This window comes from Streptomyces sp. NPDC023541, from assembly GCF_055559995.1.
Window position 1 is genome coordinate 429,370 of record NZ_JBVHJO010000005.1, and the last position, 20,063, is coordinate 449,432.

The following is a 20,063-nucleotide window of genomic DNA, read 5'->3' on the forward strand; positions in this document are numbered from 1 at the left end:
GCCCGGGGCGCCGGGACCCCCGTCCGGGTGGGCGGGGGTCCCGTTCGTGCGTCCGGCTCGGCGCCGCTTCCCCGGGCGCCGCGCCGCATCGCCTCAAACGCCGACGGGGCTGAAACGGCGCGGCGCCGTCCCCGCCGAACGCAGGGCCGCGCACGCCGGCGGAGCCGGAATCGCCGGCGCCGGCAGCGGCAAATCCGGACTCTGGGCTTCCATCCGCTCGGCATGCGAAAACTCGCCCCCGTACGCCCACCTGTTCTCCCGGCTCTGCCTTCACCGGGACTTAAGGCTGGGATGCTTGGCTGGGTCGGGCAGTACGGGAACGAGTGATGCGGGAGCTGCTGAGTCGTGGAAGACAGGGTGCGGGTGGTCATCGCCGAGGATTCAGTGCTGCTGCGCGAGGGCCTGACCCGGTTGCTGACCGACCGGGGGCATGACGTCGTGGCGGGCGTCGGGGACGCGGAAGCCCTGATCAAGACGGTGGCGGAGCTGGCTGCCGAGGATGCGCTGCCGGACGTGGTGGTCGCGGACGTGCGGATGCCGCCGACGCACACCGACGAGGGCGTACGGGCCGCCGTACGGCTGCGCCGCGATCACCCCGGGATAGGCGTGCTCGTGCTGTCGCAGTACGTGGAGGAGCAGTACGCCACCGAGCTCCTGGCCGGTTCCAGTACCGGAGTGGGATATCTGCTCAAGGACCGGGTGGCCGAGGTGCGGGAGTTCCTGGACGCGGTGGTCCGGGTGGCCCGGGGCGGTACGGCCCTGGACCCCGAGGTCGTCGCCCAGCTGCTCGGGCGCAGCCGGAAGCAGGACGTGCTGGCGGGTCTGACGCCGCGCGAGCGCGAGGTGCTCGGGCTGATGGCCGAGGGCCGTACGAATTCCGCCGTGGCGAAGCAGCTGGTCGTGAGCGACGGAGCGGTGGAGAAGCACGTCAGCAACATCTTCATGAAACTGGGCCTCTCGCCGAGTGACGGGGATCACCGGCGGGTTCTGGCCGTTCTCACCTACCTGAAATCTTGATCGACTGACACTCTGTCAGATACGGCATACCGGTCGGGTCGTCTCAAGGGGCGGTCCTACGGTCCAGAATGTGGTCGCTCCTGGGGGCCTGATCCCTACCGTCGTAGGGTGGGTTATGGGGGTGCTCACGCCTCGAAGGAGGTCCAGTTCAGTGACCAGCCAGGTCAGCAGCCCAGCCGAGCAGGCCGACGGGGCCGGGGGTGCGGTTGTCGGTGGACAGCGCATTCCGGGGAGTCCGGACGGCAAGGAAGTACGGCGTCTCGATCGGGTGATCATCCGGTTCGCCGGTGACTCCGGTGACGGTATGCAGCTCACCGGTGACCGGTTCACCTCGGAGACGGCGTCGTTCGGGAACGACCTGTCGACGCTGCCCAACTTCCCGGCCGAGATCCGCGCCCCCGCCGGCACCCTGCCGGGTGTGTCCTCCTTCCAGCTCCACTTCGCCGACCACGACATCCTCACCCCCGGCGACGCGCCGAACGTGCTGGTGGCGATGAACCCGGCCGCCCTGAAGGCGAACATCGCCGACGTGCCGCGCGGCGCGGAGATCATCGTCAACACGGACGAGTTCACCAAGCGCCCCATGGCCAAGGTCGGGTACGAGACCTCGCCGCTGGAGGACGGCTCGCTGGCCGCCTACAACCTGCACCCGGTGCCGCTGACCACGCTGACGGTGGAGGCGCTGAAGGACTTCGGGCTCTCCCGCAAGGAGGCCGAGCGCAGCAAGAACATGTTCGCGCTGGGCCTGCTGTCGTGGATGTACCACCGGCCCACCGAGGCCACGGAGAGCTTCCTGCGGCAGAAGTTCGCGAAGAAGCCCGAGATCGCCGAGGCGAACATCGTGGCGTTCCGCGCCGGTTGGAACTTCGGGGAGACGACGGAGGACTTCGCGGTCTCCTACGAGGTGGCGCCGGCGACCCAGGCCTTCCCCACCGGCACCTACCGCAACATCTCCGGGAACCTTGCCCTCTCCTACGGCCTCATCGCCGCGAGCCAGCAGGCCGATCTGCCCCTCTACCTGGGCTCCTACCCCATCACCCCGGCCTCGGACATCCTGCACGAGCTGTCGAAGCACAAGAACTTCGGCGTGCGGACCTTCCAGGCCGAGGACGAGATCGCCGGCATCGGGGCGGCCCTCGGCGCGGCCTTCGGCGGGGCGCTCGGGGTCACCACCACCTCCGGCCCCGGCGTGGCGCTCAAGTCGGAGACGATCGGTCTCGCGGTGTCGCTGGAACTCCCTCTGCTGATCGTGGACATCCAGCGCGGCGGCCCCTCCACCGGCCTGCCGACGAAGACCGAGCAGGCGGACCTCCTCCAGGCCATGTACGGCCGCAACGGCGAGGCGCCCGTCCCCATCGTGGCGCCGCGGACCCCGGCGGACTGCTTCGACGCCGCCCTCGACGCGGCCCGGATCGCGCTGACCTACCGGACGCCGGTCTTCCTGCTCTCCGACGGCTACCTCGCCAACGGCTCCGAGCCGTGGCGGATCCCGGAGGTCGCGGACCTGCCGGACTTGAAGGTCAAGTTCGCCGCCGCCACGAACCACACGCTCGCCGACGGCACCGAGGTCTTCTGGCCCTACAAGCGGGATCCGCAGACGCTGGCCCGGCCCTGGGCGGTCCCCGGCACCCCCGGCCTGGAGCACCGCATCGGCGGCATCGAGAAGCAGGACGGCACGGGCAACATCTCGTACGACCCGGCCAACCACGACTTCATGGTGCGCACCCGCCAGGCCAAGGTCGACGGCATCGAGGTGCCCGAACTCGATGTCGACGACCCGGGCGGCGCCACCACCCTGGTCCTCGGCTGGGGTTCCACCTACGGCCCCATCACCGCCGCGGTCCGCCGGGTCAGGGGCGCCGGGCTGTCCGTCGCCCAGGCCCACCTGCGCCACCTCAACCCCTTCCCCAGGAATCTCGGCGAGGTCCTGGAGCGTTACGAGAAGGTAGTGGTGCCGGAGATGAACCTCGGGCAGCTCGCCACCCTGATCCGGGCGAAATACCTGGTCGACGCCCAGTCGTACAACCAGGTCAACGGAATGCCGTTCAAGGCCGAGCAGCTCGCCAAGGTCCTCAAGGAGGCCATCGATGACTGAGGTGACGGAGGCGACCGACGGGGCGCGGACCCTGCTCTCGCTGGTACCCAAGGCCGAGAGCAAGCAGTCGATGAAGGACTTCAAGTCGGACCAGGAGGTCCGCTGGTGCCCGGGCTGCGGTGACTACGCCGTGCTCGCCGCGGTCCAGGGCTTCATGCCCGAGCTGGGACTGGCGAAGGAGAACATCGTCTTCGTCTCCGGCATCGGATGCTCCTCCCGCTTCCCGTACTACATGAACACCTACGGGATGCACTCGATCCACGGCCGGGCCCCCGCCATCGCGACGGGCCTCGCCACCTCCCGCCGCGACCTGTCGGTGTGGGTGGTCACGGGTGACGGCGACGCGCTCTCCATCGGCGGCAACCACCTCATCCACGCGCTGCGCCGCAACGTCAACCTGAAGATCCTGCTCTTCAACAACCGGATCTACGGGCTGACCAAGGGCCAGTACTCCCCCACCTCCGAGGTCGGCAAGATCACCAAGTCGACACCGATGGGCTCGCTCGACGCGCCCTTCAACCCGGTGTCGCTGGCGATCGGCGCCGAGGCCTCCTTCGTCGCCCGCACCGTCGACTCCGACCGCAAGCACCTCACCGAGGTGCTGCGCCAGGCGGCCGACCACCAGGGCACGGCGCTCGTCGAGATCTACCAGAACTGCAACATCTTCAACGACGGCGCCTTCGAGGTCCTCAAGGACAGGGACCGGGCGCGCGAGGCGGTGATCAGGCTGGAGCACGGCCGGCCGATCCGGTTCGGCGCGGACGACGAGAAGGGCGTCGTGCGCAACCAGGCCACCGGGGACCTGGAGGTCGTCGACGTGACCCCCGCCAACGAGGGGCGGGTCCTGGTCCACGACGCCCGGACCGCCAGCCCCACCACGGCGTTCGCGCTCTCCCGCCTCGCCGACCCGGACACCCTGCACCGGACCCCGATCGGTGTCTTCCGCAGCGTCGAACGGCCGGTCTACGACACGCTCATGGCCGACCAGCTCGACGCCGCCGTCGACCGCAGCGGCAAGGGAGACCTCGGCGCGCTGCTGAACGGCAACGACACCTGGACCGTCGTCGGCTGACCCACCCGCGCGACACGGCCGCCGGAAGCCCGGGCCCCTCATGGGCCCGGGCTTCGGCATGAGCGGCCCGCCCACCTGGCCACTACCCCCTATATAGCGCTTTCCAAAAGTTAGCGCTTACCGTAGGCTGGCGCTGTCGCCCAACGAGGAGAGCACTCATGAGCATCGTCGTCACCGCCGCCACCGGAGCCCTCGGCCGTCTCGTCGTCGGGGAACTGCTGGAACGGGTCCCCGCCGACCGCGTCGCCGTCGTCGTCCGCGACGAGGAGAAGGCCGCCGGCCTGGCCGCCCTGGGCATCGAGGTGCGCGTCGCCGACTACGACGACCCGGCGGCTCTGGCCCGCGCCTTCGAGCCCGGCGACCGGGTGCTGCTGATCTCCGGCAACGAGATCGGGCGGCGCGTCGCCCAGCACACCGCCGTGATCGACGCCGCCAAGGCGGCGGGTGTGGCGCAGCTGGCCTACACCGGCATCCTCGGCGGCCCGGAGGCCGACTTCGAGCTCGCCGCCGAGCACACCGCCACCGAGCGGGCCGTCCTCGGCTCCGGACTCCCCTACACCTTCCTGCGCAACGGCTGGTACCACGAGAACTACACCCGCGAGCTGCCGGCCGTCCTCGGGCACGGAGCGGTCGTGGGCAGCTCGGGACAGGGCCGGGTCGCCTCGGCGGCACGCGCCGACTACGCGGCCGCCGCGGCCGTGGTGCTCACCGGCGAGGGGCACCTGAACCAGATCTACGAACTCTCCGGCGACGCCGCGTGGAGCCTCGGGGAGTACGCGGCCGAGGTGTCTGCGCTCAGCGGCAGGGAGATCGCGTACACCGAGGTCCCGGCGGACGAGCACCTGCGGATCCTGACGGGCGCCGGGGTGCCCGAGGGCTTCGCGGCGATCATCGTCGACGTGGACGCGGCGATCGCACGGGGCCGGCTGGCGGGCACCAGCGGGGACCTGGCCCGGCTGATCGGGCGCCCGACGACCCCGGTCGCCGCGGCGATCGGCGCCGCGCTGGCCTGACCTGGGCGGACTCGGGCGGCTCCCGTTCGGCTCCCGGCGGTTCCCGAGCGGCCAGCACCTCCGTACGGACACGGGCGCACCGAAAGGTGTCATGAGTATCTCGCAATGACGGCCATGACATCCGGGCCGTGCGGCGATACCGTCGTGAAATTGGCCGGAAGTCGCACAGGAGGTCCCGTGAAGGCAGGGAACGAGCAGCGCGCGGGTTTGCTCTACGGATTCGGCGCTTACGGGATGTGGGGGCTGGTGCCCCTCTTCTGGCCGCTCCTGATGCCCGCCGGGGCCGTCGAGATCCTCGCCCACCGCATGACCTGGTCCCTGGCCGTGGTCGGCCTGGCACTGCTCGCGGTACGCCGCTGGGGCTGGATACGGGAGCTGCTGCGCCGGCCGCGCAAGCTCGGCCTGACCGCGCTGGCCGCTTCGGTGATCAGCGTGAACTGGGGCCTGTACATCTGGTCGGTCAACAACGGCCACGTCGTCGAGTCGAGCCTCGGCTACTTCATCAACCCGCTGGTCAGCATCGCCATGGGCGTGCTGGTGCTGGGCGAGCGGCTGCGCCGCGTGCAGTGGGTGGCCGTCGGCATCAGCTTCGCCGCCGTGCTCGTGCTCGCCGTCGGCTACGGACGGCCGCCGTGGATCTCGCTGGTCCTGGCGTGCTCCTTCGCGACGTACGGGCTGATCAAGAAGAAGCTCAACATGGGCGGGCTGGAGTCGCTGGCCGCCGAGACGGCCATGCTGTTCCTCCCGGCCCTCGGCTACCTGCTGTGGCTGGGCGCGCAGGGCCGGTCCAGCTTCACCTCGCAGGGCGCCGGCCACGCGCTGCTGCTGGCCGCGACCGGACTGGTCACGGCGATCCCGCTGGTGTTCTTCGGGGCCGCCGCCATCCGGGTCCCGCTGTCCACCCTGGGGTTGCTGCAGTACATGGCCCCGGTGTTCCAGTTCGGGCTCGGCGTCCTGTACTTCCACGAGGCCATGCCGCCCGAGCGCTGGGCCGGCTTCTCCCTGGTGTGGGCCGCGCTGGCCCTCCTGACCTGGGACGCGCTGCGGACGGCGCGGCGCTCCCGTGCCCGACTGGAGGCGGTTCCCGTGGTCGCCCCGGCACCGGCCCGCGAACCCGCGTAGCGCCGCCCGGCAGGGCGCGCACCGGCAAACGCCCCGGGCCCCACGATCCCCGGTACGGAACCCCCGTACCGGGGATCGTCCGTTTTCCGAACTGCCCTGACCGAATTATGGTCTTGACGGACAGTCATATTCTCGCCGACCATCAGGCTCGCACTGACGCACTAACGCTCACCTGCTCTATCTCGCTCGTTCCGTCATATCCCCAGCGGAATCCCGGAGCCCCCACATGAGCCTGTCCGTCTCCCGGCGCCTCGCTGCCGTGACCGCTCTCGCGGTCGCCGGCCTGTTCGCCTCCGCCGCCCCCGCCGCCCTCGCCGCCCCCACGGCGGTCGCCGCGGCGCCGACCCCGCCCGACATCCCAGTGGCCAACGTCAAGGCCCACCTGGCGCAGCTCTCGACCATCGCCGCCAACAACGGCGGCAACCGCGCCCACGGCCGGGCCGGCTACAAGGCCTCGATCGACTACGTGAAGGCCAAGCTCGACGCCGCGGGCTTCACCACGACGCTGCAGACCTTCACCTCCAGCGGCGCCACGGGCTACAACCTGATCGCCGACTGGCCGGGCGGCGACCCCGACTCGGTCCTGATGGCCGGCGCGCACCTCGACTCCGTCACCTCGGGCGCGGGCATCAACGACAACGGCTCCGGCAGCGCAGCCGTCCTGGAAACGGCCCTCGCCGTCTCCAGGGCCGGGCTGCAGCCCACCAAGCACCTGCGCTTCGGCTGGTGGGGCGCGGAGGAGCTGGGGCTGGTCGGGTCGAAGTACTACGTCAACAACCTGCCGGCGGCCGAGCGGGCCAAGTTCGCCGGGTACCTGAACTTCGACATGATCGGCTCGCCCAACCCGGGCTACTTCGTCTACGACGACGACCCGACGATCGAGCAGACCTTCAAGAACTACTACGCGGGCATCGGCGTCCCCACCGAGATCGAGACCGAGGGCGACGGCCGCTCCGACCACGCCTCCTTCAAGAACGTGGGCATACCGGTCGGCGGCCTGTTCACCGGGGCCAGCAACACCAAGTCCTCCGCGCAGGCGCAGAAGTGGGGCGGCACCGCCGGCCAGTCCTTCGACCGCTGCTACCACTCCTCCTGCGACAACACCGCGAACATCAACGACACCGCCCTGGACCGCAACGCCGACGCCATCGCCTACGCGATCTGGAACCTGGGCGCCTCCACCCCGGTTCCGCCGGGCCCGTCCTTCGAGAACACCGCGGACGTGACCATCCCGGACTCCCCCGCCGCGGCGGTCACCTCGCCGATCACGGTCTCGGGCGTCACGGGCAACGCGCCGGCCACCACGAAGGTGGACGTGAACATCGTCCACACCTACCGCGGTGACCTGGTGGTCGACCTGCTCGCCCCCGACGGCACGGTCTACGGCCTGCACAACCGCTCCGGCGGCAGCGCCGACAACCTCGTGCAGTCGTACACCGTCAACGCCTCCAGCGAGGTCGCGAACGGCGTCTGGAAGCTGCGGGTCAAGGACTCGGCCGCGCAGGACGTCGGCTACATCAACAGCTGGAAGATCACCTTCTAGCCGACCCGGGGCCCGGCCCCGGCCTCTCTCCAGGGCTCCGGCACGATCCACCCGGATCGCTGCCGGAGCTCAGGCGTCCTCGGCGCGGGCGGCCTGCGACGAGGCCTCCAGCGGCTCCCTGATCCGGGCCCGCAGCTCCTCGGCCACGGCCGCGATGTCCGCGCGGCCCAGCTTCGCCGCCTCGACCAGGTCGCCGAGCTCCTCCGGCGAGGGCAGCTTCGCGGCCCCGGCCACGCGCAGGTACGAGCGGGTCGCCGCAGCCGCGTAGAACTCGTTCATCGGTGATTCCAGCGCCGGGCAGACCGCGAGGGTGTGCAGAAACGCGGCGGCCCGCCACGCGGTGTCCGGGGCGGGCTGTTCTGGCACCAGGACCAGGTCGTTCTGGTGCCGGGCGACCGCAGCGGCCACCCCGGAGGGATCCCACACCGCGGGATCTGAGGGGAGATGGTGGGCCAGAGCGGTCCAGGCCCACTCCATGGTGATCTTCAATTGCCGAACCGCTCCTGGAAGTAGCCCCAGTGATCGGCGAACTCCTCTATGCCGGAGAGGAAGTTCTTCCGGTCCTCGTCGAGTTCGCGCTCCGTGACCTCTGTGATCAGAGCGGTGACCGTCGTCCCCAGTGCCGCCGCGCGCGCCTTGAGGCGCTCGTGGAACTCTTCGTCCAGGCGGATGGTGACGTGTCTCGACATGCCAACACCGTACAGCGGACGCGCTGTACGGGCAGCGACAACGACGCAAGGGTGGGCAGGGACACAGTCCCCGCCCACCCTCGGCGCTCACCGCACGGTGCGGCTACTTGTTGGCGTCGGCCGCCTTCACCAGCGAGTCCTTGGTGACCGCGCCGGCGTAGACCTTGCCGTCGTCGGTGACCAGGACGTTGAACAGGCGGGTCGACAGGACCCGGCCCTCACCGAACTTCCCGTTGACCTTGTCCCCCAGGGAGTCGAGGAACTGCTTGGCCTCCTTGGGGGCGTTCTTGTCGTTCTCCAGGTCCTTGAGGCTCTTGCCGGCGCCGGAGTCGATGCGCGCGATCGTCGCCCAGCCCTCGCCGAGCACCTTCACGTCGCCCTTGCCCCCCGGACCGCCGGCCAGGCCGTCCAGGCCCGGGAAGGACTCCAGCGCCTTGAACGCGCCGTCCTTGCCGCCCTTGCCGTGCCCGTCCGCGCCCTCGGTCACCTTGGCGCCCTTGGGCGGGGTGAAGGCGAAGGTGTCGGCGGCCGGCTTGGCGAAGTCCACCTTGGTGAAGCCGGCGTCCACGATCGGCTTGCCGCCCTGCGCCGAGAGCAGCTGCACGCGCAGCGGCACGCCGTTCTCGGCGTCCACCGCGATCTGCACCGATCCGACCGTCGAGCCGGCCTGCTTGGGCTTGAGCACCAGCTGGTAGGCGTCCCGGCCGGCCACCTGAGCGGTCTCGCCCACGCTGACGTCCGTGGTGGGACCGGCGGCCGCGAGGATCTCCTCGGCGAGCTTCTGGGGGGAGGCGGTCAGCCGGTCACCGGTCTTGTGCTCCTTGCCCTCGCCCTTGCCCGCCCTGTCCGCCGGGGACGCCTTCTCGTGGAAGACCTCGTTCGACTTGGAGTCGTAGCCCCACACGTCGTCGCCGTTGTGGATGAGGCTGTACTCGTCCTTGCCGTCCAGGAAGGTGAGCCGCTGGCGGTCCTCGCCGTCGGCCGCCACGCGGAAGGTGTGGGTGCCGTTCGCCAGCTGCGCGACCTTGTCCTCCGGGTTCGCCGAGCCGCCCGCGACACCGCCGCCGCCGAGGAGCCCGGAGGCGATCTTCGGCAGGCCCAGGTCGGTGCTGATCTTGGCCGTCCCCGACAGCTGCTCCACGTCCGAGGCGGCGACCTTCTCGATCAGCTGCTGCGCCGTCACCTTGGGCAGGTCGGGCCCGCCGGCGTTGGCGAAGGCCGGGACCATCGCCACGGTCGCCGCGGCGACACCCGCCACCGCGACCGGTACGGCGTACCGTGCGACCTTGCGAGAAGTCTTCGTGTTCGCTGCCATGTCAGTGCCCTGCCCTCTGTGTCGACTGCGGCGATCCGCGTGTCGCCGCGCTCACCCGATCCGGTGGGGTTGATGACTCCATCTGACCAAAACGGCGGCGTCGGGGCGTCAGTCCCCGGAAGCAACTGGGCGTACGACCGTGGGATGACACGGAACGGGCCCTCCTCCCCCGACCCGTAGGGGTCGGCGGGCGGAGGGCCCGTCCGGCGGCGTCGGGCGCGCCCGCCCGCCCGCGGTCGTCAGCCGGCGCGGTGCACCACCGCGTCACACAGCTCCTCCAGAGCCGCCTTCGCGAAGCACTCGGGCAGCGGTGCGAGCGTGGCGCGCGCGTCCTCCGCGTACCGGACGGTGTCGCGCCGGGCCTGCTCCAGGGCGGGGTGCGCCCGCAGCCGGGTGAGCACCTCGGCGTGGCGGGCGTCGTCCGTCAGGTCGCCGTCCAGCAGCGTGACGAGCTCCAGGTCCTCCGCGCGGCCGTCCCTCGCGGCCATCTCGCGCAGCCGCAGCACGGGCAGCGTCGGGATGCCCTCGCGCAGGTCGGTACCCGGGGTCTTGCCGGACTCGTGCGCGTCGGAGGCGATGTCGAGGACGTCGTCGGCGAGCTGGAAGGCGGTGCCGAGCCGCTCCCCGTACTGGGTCAGGATGTCGACGACCGACTCGTCGGCACCGGACATCAGCGCGCCGAAGCGGCCGGAGACCGCGATCAGCGAGCCGGTCTTGCCGGCGATGACGTCGAGGTAGTGGGCGACGGGGTCGCGGCCGTCGCGCGGCCCGGCCGTCTCCAGGATCTGGCCCGTGACGAGCCGCTCGAAGGCCTCGGCCTGGATGCGGACGGCCTCGGGCCCGAGGTCGGCCAGGATGTGCGAGGCACGGGCGAAGAGGAAGTCACCCGTCAGGACGGCCACCGAGTTGCCCCAGCGGGCGTTGGCGCTCTCCACGCCGCGGCGTACGTCGGCCTCGTCCATGACGTCGTCGTGGTAGAGCGTCGCCAGGTGGGTGAGCTCCACGACCACGGCGGACGGGACGATCCCGGGCGCGTAGGGGTCGCCGAAACGGGACGCGAGCATGACGAGCAGCGGCCGGAACCGCTTGCCCCCGGCCCGCACCAGGTGCTGTGCGGCCTCGGTGATGAAGGGGACTTCGCTCTTGGTGGCTTCCAGCAGACCCGCCTCGACGGCGGCCAGTCCGGCCTGGACATCGGTCTCAAGAGCCTGGTCCCGCACGCTCAGTCCGAACGGCCCGACGACGGTCACGAGGGGTACTCCTGTCTGCTGACGATCACGCTGACGATCACATGGATTGTCGATGTGTCGCTGCCATCACTCAAGCCAGCGTATCGGGTCCGTTTTCGATCACCGAGAGGGCCTTCCCGGCCACCCTCCCCACACTGCCCGATGAGCACCGGTATGTTCGGGAGGAGCCGAAAGACCCGGAGAGTACGTTTTGCGCAGAACCGTGACCGAGACGGACGAGCCCTCGGATCCGGCGGCCGAACAGCCGCCGCCCCGGGACGATTGCGTCTGCCCGCCACCGCCACCGGCCGGCTCGGCGCGAGCACAAGAGTCGGCACTGGGGCTTTGCCGCCGTCGTGCTCGCCACCCTTTCGGCGATCGCCGGGTGCCTGACGATGGGCTTCGGCTTCCCCGCCGGCCGGCACGCCTCGGCGCCCGGCGTCTTCGAGGCGCGCCGGCCAACGGCATCCAGGCCCAGGTGGTCAAGGTCTACGGCCACGGCTGCGGCCGAGGCGATTGGTGGCAGAACCAATGAGCATCCGCACCGAGTTCCCGTACGGCACCACGCACGAGGATGTCCGGATCCCGCTCCCCGACGGAGTGGAGCTGTACGCCCGGATCTGGCGCCCCGTGACCGACGAGCCCGTCCCGGCCCTGCTGGAGTACCTCCCCCACCGGCTCACCGACTGGACCGCGCCGCGCGACTGGCAGCGCCATCCCTGGTACGCGGGCCACGGCTACGCCTCCGTACGGGTCGACGTGCGCGGGCACGGGTGCAGCGGCGGCCTGCCGGGCGACGAGTACGACGCCCGCGAGCTCGCCGACGGGGTCGCGGTGGTGGAGTGGCTGGCGGCGCAGGAGTGGTGCACGGGGTCGGTGGGGATGTTCGGGATCTCGTGGGGCGGGTGCAACTCCCTCCAGATCGCCGCCCTCGCCCCCGAACCGCTCAAGGCGGTCGTCACCGTCTGCTCGACGGACGACCGCTACGACAACGACGGGCACTACATGGGCGGCTCGGTGCTCGCCGTGGACACGCACGCGTGGGCGGCGACCATGCTGGCCTTCGCCTCCCGGCCGCCGGACCCGCACTATGCCGGTGACGGCTGGCGCGCCCAGTGGCTGGACCGGCTGGCGGCAGTGGAACCGCTGATCCACACCTGGCTCTCGCACCAGACCCGCGACGCCTACTGGCGCCACGGCAGCGTCTGCGAGGACTACGGGGCGATCGGTGCGGCCGTGCTCGCGGTCGGCGGCTGGCACGATCCGTCCCGGGACACCGTGCTGCGGCTGGTCGAGCACCTGCCGTCCGCACGCGTACGGGGCCTGATCGGCCCCTGGTCGCACCAGTACCCGGACCGCGGGCTTGCGCCGGGACCCGCGATCGGCTTCCTCCAGGAGACCCTGCGCTGGTGGGACCACTGGCTGAAGGGGGCCGACAACGGGGTGACGGACGAGCCGCTGCTCCGTGCCTGGATCAGCGACGCCCACCCGCCGGCGACGGTCTACGAGGAGCTGCCGGGGCGCTGGGTCGGCGAGAAGGCCTGGCCCTCGCCGACCGTGATCCCCGTCCCGTACGTGTTCCAGGGCGGGCCGGTGGCCGTCGCCTCCCCGCAGCACACCGGGCTGGACGCGGGCCGCTTCCTCCCCTTCGGCAACGACGCCGACCTGCCGCCGGACCAGCGGGAGGAGGACGCGAAGTCGGCCTGCTTCGAGTTCCCGGTGGGCGGCGGGGAGCCGGTGGAGATCCTGGGCCGGCCGTCGGTGACCCTGCGGCTGCGGCTCGACGTGCCCTACGGGCAGGTCGTCGCCCGGCTGTGCGACGTCGCCCCGGACGGCTCCTCGACGCTGGTCACGCGGGGCGCGCTGAACCTCTCCGCCCGCCAGGGCCGGGACCGGGCCGTGCCGTGGCCGGTGGGCTCGTACGAGGACGTCACCTTCGAGCTGAACGGCATCGGCCACGCCTTCACACCGGGGCACCGGATCCGCCTCGCGGTGTCCTCCGCGTACTGGCCGTGGATCTGGCCGCGGGCCGGGTCCGGGGCCGGCTGGACGCTGGACCCGGCGGGCAGCTCGGTGACCCTGCCGGTGCGGGCGGCCTCCCCGGCCGGGGAGGCCGGGATCGTCTTCGAGCCGCCGGAGCAGGCGACGCCGCTGGGCGTCTCGTTCCCGGCGACCCTGGACGAGCCGCGCCCGGAGCGGCTGGTCGTACGGGACGTCGCGCGCGGGACCTGGCGGCTGGAGGTGGACCCGCGCCACGGGGGCACCCGGGTCTACCCGGACGGCCTGGAGTACGCCGAGGACGCCACCGAGGTGTACGAGATCCAGGACGGGGACCCGCTGTCGGCCCGGACCCGCTCGCAGTGGCGGATCCGGCTCCACCGGCCGGACTCGGGCTGGGACGCGCGGGTGGAGACCACCTCGGAGATCTCCTGCGACGAGGGCGGCTTCCTGACGACGAACGAGGTGGTGTGCCGGGAGGGGGAGGAGGTGGTCTTCCACCGCACGTGGGAACGCCGCCTCCCGCGTGCGGCGGGCTGAGCGCGCCGGAAGCCAGCGGTCAGCCGAACAACCGCTCCAGCACCACCGCGACGCCGTCCGCCTCGTTCGACAGCGTCAGCTCGTCGGCCACCGCCACCAGCTCGGGGTGGGAGTTGGCCATGGCCACCCCGTGCGCGGCCCAGGCGAACATCGGCACGTCGTTCGGCATGTCCCCGAAGGCGATCGTCCCGGCCGGGGACGCCCCCAGGACGTCCGCCGCCCGCGCGAGCCCGCTGGCCTTGTCGATGCCCGGCGGCTGGAGCTCCACCGTGTGCTCCCCCGCCATCGTGACGTTCACCAGGTCCCCGACCACCGTCCGCGCCACCCGCGTCAGCTCGTCGTCGTCCAGTTCGGGGTGCTGGAGCAGCACCTTGTTGATCGGCGCCGACCACAGGCCCGACCGCCGCGCCACCCGCACCGTCGGCAGGTGCGGGTGCCACATCCGGTAGCCCGGACCCATCAGCATCTCCGCGTACAGGCCCTCCTGGTTGACCGCCGCGTAGACCTCGCCGACCTCCGCCTCGATCTTGCCGAGGGCCACCTCCGCCAGCTCCCGGTCCATGGACACGGAGTGCAGCAGCCGGCCGCGCGCCGCGTCGTACACCTGCGCGCCCTGCGCGCACACCGCGAGCCCCGTGTAGCCGAGTGCGTCGAAGACGTGTCGGACCTGTGGAACGGGACGGCCGGTGACGATGATGTGCCGGGCGCCGGCGGCCCGGGCCGCGTCGAGAGCCGCATGGGATCGGGCTGAAAGGGTGTCCCCGGCACGCAGCAGAGTCCCGTCCAGGTCAGTGGCGATCAAGGCGTAGGGGAGGGCCGGAAGAGGCGCGGAAGTCACGGCGCCAAGGATACGGACCCCTTTGGACAAGTCCTACAAATAGAGCGCGAATCCGGCCTCCCACGCGCCCCCTCAGCCACGTAACGTGTCAACCAGCCCCCGGGACACCCCCGGACCGCGTCGAAAGCGAGGCAGTACCCCATGCCCCAGCAGAGCCCCCTCGATGTCCCCGAGGGCGACCCGTTCGGGCCGCACAACCTCCCCTACGGCGTCTTCTCGACCGTCGGCGAGGAGCGCCGCCGGATCGGTGTGCGCATCGGCGGGCACGTGCTCGACGCGGGAGCGGCAGCGGTCGCGCTCGGCTCCCCGTACGCCGGGCTGCTCGGCCACACCTCCCTCAACCCGCTGCTGGCCGCCGGGCGCACCGCCTGGCGCGACGTGCGGCGCGCGCTCACCGCCTGGGTGACCGACCCCGGCCACCGCCCCACGGTCGAGCCGCACCTGCTGCCGCTGGACGAGGTCGTGCTGCACCTGCCGTACGTGGTCGCCGACTACGTCGACTTCTACGCGAGCGAGCACCACGCCACCAACGTCGGACGGATGTTCCGCCCGGACGGCGACGCGCTGACGCCCAACTGGAAGCACCTGCCGATCGGTTACCACGGCCGTTCCGGGACCGTCGTGGTCTCCGGGACCGACGTCGTACGGCCCTCCGGGCAGCGCAAGGCGCCCACCGACCCGGCGCCCGTCTTCGGGCCGTCCGTGAAGCTCGACATCGAGGCCGAGGTCGGCTTCGTCGTCGGCGCCCCCTCCGAGCTGGGCCGTCCGGTGCCGCTGGGCGCGTTCGAGGACCACGTCTTCGGGCTGTTCCTCCTCAACGACTGGTCGGCGCGGGACATCCAGGCCTGGGAGTACGTGCCGCTCGGCCCCTTCCTCGGCAAGTCCTTCGCCACCTCCGTCTCCGCCTGGGTGACCCCGCTGGAGGCCCTGGACGCCGCCCGCGTGGCCCCGCCCGCCCGGGACTTCCCGCTCCTGCCCTACCTGGACGACGCGGCCGTCGACCGCCCCGGCGGCTTCGACCTGCACATCACCGTCTCCATCAACGGGCAGGAGGTGGCGCAGCCGCCGTTCGCGACGATGTACTGGACCGCCGCCCAGCAGCTCGCGCACATGACCGTCAACGGTGCCTCCCTGCGCACCGGCGACGTCTTCGGCTCGGGCACCGTCAGCGGTCCCGAGGTCGGCCAGCGCGGCTCGCTGCTGGAGCTGACCTGGAACGGCCGCGACGCCATCGAGCTCGCCGACGGCAAGCGCACCTTCCTGGAGGACGGGGACACCGTCACCCTCACCGCCTGGGCCCCCGGCCCCGACGGCACGCGCGTCGGCCTGGGCGAGGTCATCGGCCGCATCGTGGGCACCGCGTAGTCCACCCCTTGGTCGGCGGGGTGGCGGATCTTTCCACCACCCCGTCGAAGCCGCAGGTCACAGGGGGTACGCAGGAGCCCCCTGGTGGCGCAATACTGCTGCAACACCACCGTCCGCGGACCGTCGGTATGTTCCGTGCCATGCCAGCCGAACGCAGCCTCGACCACGCCGCGCGGCGGCGGAGACTGCGCGCGGACCAGGCGCGGCAGCTCGCCGACCTGCTGCGCCACCAGATCCTCTCCGGCGCCTTCCCCACCGGGGTCCTCCCGCTGGAGAACGCCCTCGCCGCCGACTACCGGGCCAGCCGCAACACCGTTCGCCAGGCCCTCGACCTGCTGCGCGGCGAACAGCTCGTGGAACGGCAGCCCGGCGTGGGCACCGTCGTCGTCTGCGAGAAGTACCCGCACGGCCTCGACCGCCTGCAGGGGCTCGCCGAGACCCTGCACGAGCACGGCACCGTCACCAACGAGGTCCGTACCGCGGGCCCGGTGCCGGCGCCCGCGCCGGTCGCCCACCGCCTGGGCCTGCCCGAGCACACGGACGTGCTCTACATCGAACGGCTGCGGCGCCTGAACGGGCTGCCGCTCTCCCTCGACCTCACCTACATCCCCCTGGACATCGGCTCCGCGCTGCTCGGCTGCGACCTGGAGAACACCGACGTCTTCCGGCTGCTGGAGCAGCAGACCGGCCAGCCGCTCGGCCACGCCGAGATCACCCTCGAAGCCGTCAACGCCGACGCGCACTCCGCCGCCGTGCTCCAGGCCCCGCGCGGGGCGGCCGTCCTGATGCTGGAGCGGCTCACCCACCTGGCCGACGGACGGCCCGTGGACCTGGAGTTCATCCGCTTCCGGGGCGACCGGATCACCATGAGCGGCCTGCTGCGCCGCTCGCTCTGAGCTCTCAACCCCTGCGTACCCACCTTCCTGGAGACAGCCATGCCTCTGGTCCCCCAGCGCGGCGACGTGCCCGTGACCATCGACGAGTCCCTGTGCATCGACGGCTGCACCCTGTGCGTCGACATGTGTCCGCTCGACTCGCTCGCGATCCGCGAGGACGACGGCAAGGCGTACATGCACGTCGACGAGTGCTGGTACTGCGGCCCCTGCGCCGCCCGCTGTCCCACCGGCGCGGTCACCGTCAACATGCCCTACCTGCTCCGGTGAAAGGTCCCACACCCATGCGTACGAAGGCAGTCGCGCCGCTCGCGCTCGCCCTGCTGCTGGCCCCCCTGGCCGCGGCCTGCTCGGGCTCCGCCGGAGCCGCCGGCTCCAGGACGGTCACCGTGACCGTCGGCTACCAGTCCAAGACCATCAACACCGTCACCGCCGGCACCCTGCTGCGCTCCCTCGGCTACTTCGAGCAGGAGCTCGCTGCGCGCGGCGCGAAGGACGGCGTCACGTACAAGGTGGACTGGCAGGACTACGCCACCGGCGCCCCGATCACCGCGCAGATGACCGCGGGGAAGATCGACATCGGGTCGATGGGCGACTTCCCGCTCCTCATCAACGCCGCCCGCGGCAAGGAGCTGAAGCAGCCCACCCGGCTCGTCTCCGTGACCGGCTACAACCTGCGCGGCGGCCTCAACACCGTGGTCACCGGCCCCGGTTCGAAGCTCCAGTCGCTGGCCGACCTGCGCGGGAAGAAGGTGTCGACCAGCGTCGGCTCCGCCGCGGACGGGACGCTCGTACGGGCCCTGCGGCGCGCCGGGATCGACCCATCGAACGGGATCGAGAAGCTCAACCAGCAGCCGAGCGTGGGTGCTTCGGCGCTCCAGGCGGGCAGCGTGGACGCCCTCTCGCAGTTCGTGGCGTGGCCGGGGCAGCTGGCGTACGAGGGCCGGGCGAAGGCCCTGTACGACGGCGCCGAGCTGAACCTGCCGACCTTCCACGGGGTCACGGTCCGGGAGAAGTTCGCGAAGGAACGGCCCGGTGTGCTGGAGGACTTCCTGCGGGCGCAGCGCAAGGCCACCGAGCACCTGCGCGCGGAGCCCGTGGCGGCGGCCGAGTCGGTGGCGAAGGAGACGGGGCTGCCCGCGGAGGTGGTGTACCTCTACAACGGGGCGAACGGCATCGCGACCTTCGACCCGGCGCTGCGCCCGGAGCTGATCGACGCGCTGAAGCAGGACGTGCCGGTGCTGAAGGACGCGGGGCTGGTCCCCGACGTCGACGTGGACGCCTTCGTGGACCCGGAGCCCCTGAAGCGGGCGGCGGCGGGCACGCAGCCGTACCCGGTGGCGGCTCCCGCCCGCTCCGAGCTGTGGCTGAAGGGCCAGACCCGTACGCAGAGCTTCGACTCTCCGCGCGAGCTGCTGAAGGCGGCCCGGGACGCGGACGTCCGGGCGGCGTACGTGCCGGACGCGGTGACCGGGACCCTGTGGTTCGCGGACAAGGCCGTGTGGGTGGCCGAGGGGCCGGAGCTGCGGGCGTTCGTCACCCCGGCGGGCGCGAAGGCGTACGTCGACGCGCACCAGGGGTCGGGGGCGCGGATCGTGGGCTTCGCCGAGGCCGGGGCCCTGGCGTCATGACGGCCGGCCGGTGGGCGCTGCGGGCCGCTTCGCTCGGCACGGCCCTGCTGCTGTGGCAGGGGCTGACCTCGCTGGACGTGAACCTGTGGCTGCGCTTCGAGCAGTTCCCGACGGTGGGCGAGGTGGCTTCGACCTTCGGGCAGCGTGCGCGGCAGGCGGCGTACTGGCAGGACCTGGGCTCCAGCGTGCGCCGGATCGTGTCGGGCTTCGCGCTCGCCGCGGTCCTGGGAGTCGCGGTGGGGACGGCGGTGGCGCGGTCCCGGATCGCTGAGGACCTGCTGGGCCCGCTGCTGGAGGTCCTGAGGCCGGTCCCGGCCATCGCGCTGGTGCCGGTGGCGATCCTGCTGTTCCCCTCCAACGAGCAGGGGATCGTCTTCATCACCTTCGCAGCCGCGTTCTTCCCCGTCGTGGTCTCGACGCGGCACGCGGTGCGGGCGCTGAGCCCGGTGTGGGAGGAGGCCGTGCTGACGATGGGCGGCGGCCGGGGGCGGGTGCTGTTCTCGGTGGTCCTGCCGGGTGCCCTGCCGGGCGTCTTCGGGGGCCTGTCGGTCGGCATCGGCGTCTCGTGGATCTGCGTGATCTCGGCGGAGATGATTTCCGGCGAGTACGGAGTCGGCTACCGGACCTGGCAGGACTACACGGTGGTCGACTATCCGGGCGTCTTCGTCGGCATGGTCACCATCGGCGCGCTGGGCTGGCTGACGTCCACGGCCGTGGAGCGGGCGGGCCGCCGTCTGACGCGGTGGCTGCCCTCACGCGACTCCTCGGGCCCCGTACCGTCCTCCGCCGCCCGGGCCCGGGCTGGCCGGAGCGCGCGGCGCCCGTCCCGCGAGCCGCTCGCGGCCGTCACGGGCCCGGCCGGCGCGGCCGGCCCGGCGGTGCCACGTTCCGGACCTGAGACCTTCCCCGAGCGGACCCGAGAGGTGACCCCATGAGCCTGACCCAGTCGGACGCCCGGACCCATGCCGGCGCTGCGGGGGACGCGGGCCCGCCCGGGGCCGGGCTCGCACTGCGCGGCGTACGGCTCGGGCACCGCGGGAACACGGTGCTCGACGGGGTCGACCTGGTGGTCGAACCCGGGGAGGTGCTCGCCGTCGTGGGCCCGTCCGGATGCGGCAAGTCCACGCTGCTGCGCACCCTCGCGGGGCTGCTGCCGCCGCTCGACGGCGTGGTGGAACAGGACGGCACTCCGGTCCGCGGCCCGTCCGCCGACCGGGCGCTGGTCTTCCAGGACGACGCCCTGCTCCCCTGGCGCACGGTGCGGGCCAACATCGAACTCCCCCTCGCCATCCGCGGGAACGCCCGGGCCGCCCGGCGGCGTACCGCCGGGGAGTGGCTGGAGCGCGTGGGTCTGGCCGGGCACGCCCGCAAACTGCCGCACCAGCTCTCCGGCGGGCAGCGCCAGCGCGTCCAGCTGGCCCGCGCGCTCGCCGCGCGCCCCCGGGCCGTCCTCATGGACGAGCCCTTCGGCGCGCTGGACGCCCAGACCCGCGCCGAGATGCAGGACCTCCTCGTGGACGTCCTCGCGGGCACCGGCGCGACCGTCGTGTTCGTCACCCACGACGTGGACGAGGCGCTCTTCCTCGGTGACCGCGTCGCGCTGCTCGGCGCCGGCGCGGTGGTGGCGGTTCCGGCCCCGCGGGACCGGGGCGCCGCGCACGCCGGACTCCGCCGGCAGATCATCAACTCACTCTGAAGGGCCG

At 72.0% G+C, this 20,063-nt stretch carries 18 protein-coding genes; 13 read left to right on the plus strand and 5 right to left on the minus strand.

Features of this window, described 5'->3' with window-relative positions:
- Positions 1-357 precede the first annotated feature (357 nt).
- The 6 genes from ACZ3X1_RS15580 (at position 358) to ACZ3X1_RS15605 (ending at position 7,862) form a co-directional block, all read left to right on the plus strand.
- Entirely contained in the window at positions 358-1,017 is a 660-nt protein-coding gene (locus tag ACZ3X1_RS15580) for a response regulator transcription factor (RefSeq protein ID WP_030026962.1), read from the plus strand.
- Between the two features lie 151 nt (positions 1,018-1,168).
- A complete protein-coding gene (locus ACZ3X1_RS15585; protein ID WP_362625004.1) occupies positions 1,169-3,112 on the plus strand; it encodes a 2-oxoacid:acceptor oxidoreductase subunit alpha in 1,944 nt (647 codons plus the stop codon).
- Positions 3,105-4,184, plus strand: coding sequence for a 2-oxoacid:ferredoxin oxidoreductase subunit beta (locus ACZ3X1_RS15590; RefSeq protein ID WP_467279984.1), 1,080 nt, complete (start codon positions 3,105-3,107; stop codon positions 4,182-4,184). The genes ACZ3X1_RS15585 and ACZ3X1_RS15590 overlap by 8 nt, the downstream gene beginning before the upstream one ends.
- 158 nt (positions 4,185-4,342) lie before the next feature.
- Positions 4,343-5,197 (plus strand): SDR family oxidoreductase, encoded by an 855-nt coding sequence (locus tag ACZ3X1_RS15595; protein WP_467279985.1) that lies wholly within the window; start codon positions 4,343-4,345, stop codon positions 5,195-5,197.
- Positions 5,198-5,374: 177 nt separating this feature from the next.
- A complete protein-coding gene (gene rarD, locus ACZ3X1_RS15600) occupies positions 5,375-6,319 on the plus strand; it encodes an EamA family transporter RarD (RefSeq protein WP_362625001.1) in 945 nt (314 codons plus the stop codon).
- Between the two features lie 226 nt (positions 6,320-6,545).
- Positions 6,546-7,862 (plus strand): M28 family metallopeptidase, encoded by a 1,317-nt coding sequence (locus ACZ3X1_RS15605; protein ID WP_467279986.1) that lies wholly within the window; start codon positions 6,546-6,548, stop codon positions 7,860-7,862.
- Positions 7,863-7,931: 69 nt separating this feature from the next.
- On the opposite strand, the gene ACZ3X1_RS15610 is transcribed toward ACZ3X1_RS15605, so the two are convergent.
- From ACZ3X1_RS15610 to ACZ3X1_RS15625, 4 genes are all read right to left on the minus strand, one after another.
- Entirely contained in the window at positions 7,932-8,351 is a 420-nt protein-coding gene (locus tag ACZ3X1_RS15610) for a hypothetical protein (RefSeq protein WP_356812046.1), read from the minus strand.
- Positions 8,348-8,551: a ribbon-helix-helix domain-containing protein gene (locus ACZ3X1_RS15615; protein ID WP_225884906.1), complete on the minus strand. Its 204-nt coding sequence runs from the start codon at positions 8,549-8,551 to the stop codon at positions 8,348-8,350. Before ACZ3X1_RS15615 ends, ACZ3X1_RS15610 begins: the two co-directional genes overlap by 4 nt.
- A 103-nt stretch (positions 8,552-8,654) precedes the next feature.
- Complete coding sequence (locus tag ACZ3X1_RS15620; RefSeq protein ID WP_467279987.1) at positions 8,655-9,866, minus strand: LolA family protein; 1,212 nt, start codon at positions 9,864-9,866, stop codon at positions 8,655-8,657.
- Between the two features lie 239 nt (positions 9,867-10,105).
- Complete coding sequence (locus ACZ3X1_RS15625; protein WP_356812044.1) at positions 10,106-11,116, minus strand: polyprenyl synthetase family protein; 1,011 nt, start codon at positions 11,114-11,116, stop codon at positions 10,106-10,108.
- 510 nt (positions 11,117-11,626) lie between these two features.
- Between ACZ3X1_RS15625 and ACZ3X1_RS15630 the strand changes: the two genes are divergently transcribed.
- Positions 11,627-13,633: a CocE/NonD family hydrolase gene (locus tag ACZ3X1_RS15630; protein ID WP_390075824.1), complete on the plus strand. Its 2,007-nt coding sequence runs from the start codon at positions 11,627-11,629 to the stop codon at positions 13,631-13,633.
- A gap of 19 nt (positions 13,634-13,652) precedes the next feature.
- Here ACZ3X1_RS15630 and ACZ3X1_RS15635 read toward each other — a convergent pair whose 3' ends face one another.
- The gene (locus ACZ3X1_RS15635; protein ID WP_356812042.1) at positions 13,653-14,471 is read right to left on the minus strand and encodes an HAD family hydrolase; all 819 of its coding nucleotides are present in this window, start codon (positions 14,469-14,471) and stop codon (positions 13,653-13,655) included.
- 141 nt (positions 14,472-14,612) lie between these two features.
- Here ACZ3X1_RS15635 and fahA point away from each other — a divergent pair, with 141 nt between their 5' ends.
- The 6 genes from fahA (at position 14,613) to ACZ3X1_RS15665 (ending at position 20,056) form a co-directional block, all read left to right on the plus strand.
- Positions 14,613-15,836 carry a fumarylacetoacetase gene (fahA, locus tag ACZ3X1_RS15640; protein WP_467279988.1) on the plus strand — a complete coding sequence of 408 codons (1,224 nt, stop codon included), beginning with the start codon at positions 14,613-14,615 and terminating at the stop codon, positions 15,834-15,836.
- 140 nt (positions 15,837-15,976) lie between these two features.
- The gene (locus ACZ3X1_RS15645; RefSeq protein ID WP_356812040.1) at positions 15,977-16,732 is read left to right on the plus strand and encodes a GntR family transcriptional regulator; all 756 of its coding nucleotides are present in this window, start codon (positions 15,977-15,979) and stop codon (positions 16,730-16,732) included.
- A 39-nt stretch (positions 16,733-16,771) separates the two neighbouring features.
- Complete coding sequence (locus ACZ3X1_RS15650; protein ID WP_030831630.1) at positions 16,772-16,999, plus strand: 4Fe-4S dicluster domain-containing protein; 228 nt, start codon at positions 16,772-16,774, stop codon at positions 16,997-16,999.
- 14 nt (positions 17,000-17,013) lie between these two features.
- The gene (locus ACZ3X1_RS15655) at positions 17,014-18,360 is read left to right on the plus strand and encodes an ABC transporter substrate-binding protein (protein WP_467279989.1); all 1,347 of its coding nucleotides are present in this window, start codon (positions 17,014-17,016) and stop codon (positions 18,358-18,360) included.
- Complete coding sequence (locus ACZ3X1_RS15660) at positions 18,357-19,295, plus strand: ABC transporter permease (protein ID WP_467279990.1); 939 nt, start codon at positions 18,357-18,359, stop codon at positions 19,293-19,295. The genes ACZ3X1_RS15655 and ACZ3X1_RS15660 overlap by 4 nt, the downstream gene beginning before the upstream one ends.
- Positions 19,292-20,056: an ABC transporter ATP-binding protein gene (locus ACZ3X1_RS15665; protein ID WP_467279991.1), complete on the plus strand. Its 765-nt coding sequence runs from the start codon at positions 19,292-19,294 to the stop codon at positions 20,054-20,056. The genes ACZ3X1_RS15660 and ACZ3X1_RS15665 overlap by 4 nt, the downstream gene beginning before the upstream one ends.
- Positions 20,057-20,063: the final 7 nt, after the last annotated feature.

Coding starts and splice junctions, on each gene's coding strand:
- ACZ3X1_RS15590 (WP_467279984.1), top strand. CDS start 3,105: ATGACTGAGGTGACGGAGGCGACCGACGGGGCGCGGACCCTGCTCTCG.
- ACZ3X1_RS15595 (WP_467279985.1), top strand. CDS start 4,343: ATGAGCATCGTCGTCACCGCCGCCACCGGAGCCCTCGGCCGTCTCGTC.
- ACZ3X1_RS15605 (WP_467279986.1), top strand. CDS start 6,546: ATGAGCCTGTCCGTCTCCCGGCGCCTCGCTGCCGTGACCGCTCTCGCG.
- ACZ3X1_RS15615 (WP_225884906.1), bottom strand. CDS start 8,551: ATGTCGAGACACGTCACCATCCGCCTGGACGAAGAGTTCCACGAGCGC.
- ACZ3X1_RS15620 (WP_467279987.1), bottom strand. CDS start 9,866: ATGGCAGCGAACACGAAGACTTCTCGCAAGGTCGCACGGTACGCCGTA.
- ACZ3X1_RS15630 (WP_390075824.1), top strand. CDS start 11,627: ATGAGCATCCGCACCGAGTTCCCGTACGGCACCACGCACGAGGATGTC.
- fahA (WP_467279988.1), top strand. CDS start 14,613: ATGCCCCAGCAGAGCCCCCTCGATGTCCCCGAGGGCGACCCGTTCGGG.
- ACZ3X1_RS15645 (WP_356812040.1), top strand. CDS start 15,977: ATGCCAGCCGAACGCAGCCTCGACCACGCCGCGCGGCGGCGGAGACTG.
- ACZ3X1_RS15650 (WP_030831630.1), top strand. CDS start 16,772: ATGCCTCTGGTCCCCCAGCGCGGCGACGTGCCCGTGACCATCGACGAG.
- ACZ3X1_RS15655 (WP_467279989.1), top strand. CDS start 17,014: ATGCGTACGAAGGCAGTCGCGCCGCTCGCGCTCGCCCTGCTGCTGGCC.
- ACZ3X1_RS15660 (WP_467279990.1), top strand. CDS start 18,357: ATGACGGCCGGCCGGTGGGCGCTGCGGGCCGCTTCGCTCGGCACGGCC.
- ACZ3X1_RS15665 (WP_467279991.1), top strand. CDS start 19,292: ATGAGCCTGACCCAGTCGGACGCCCGGACCCATGCCGGCGCTGCGGGG.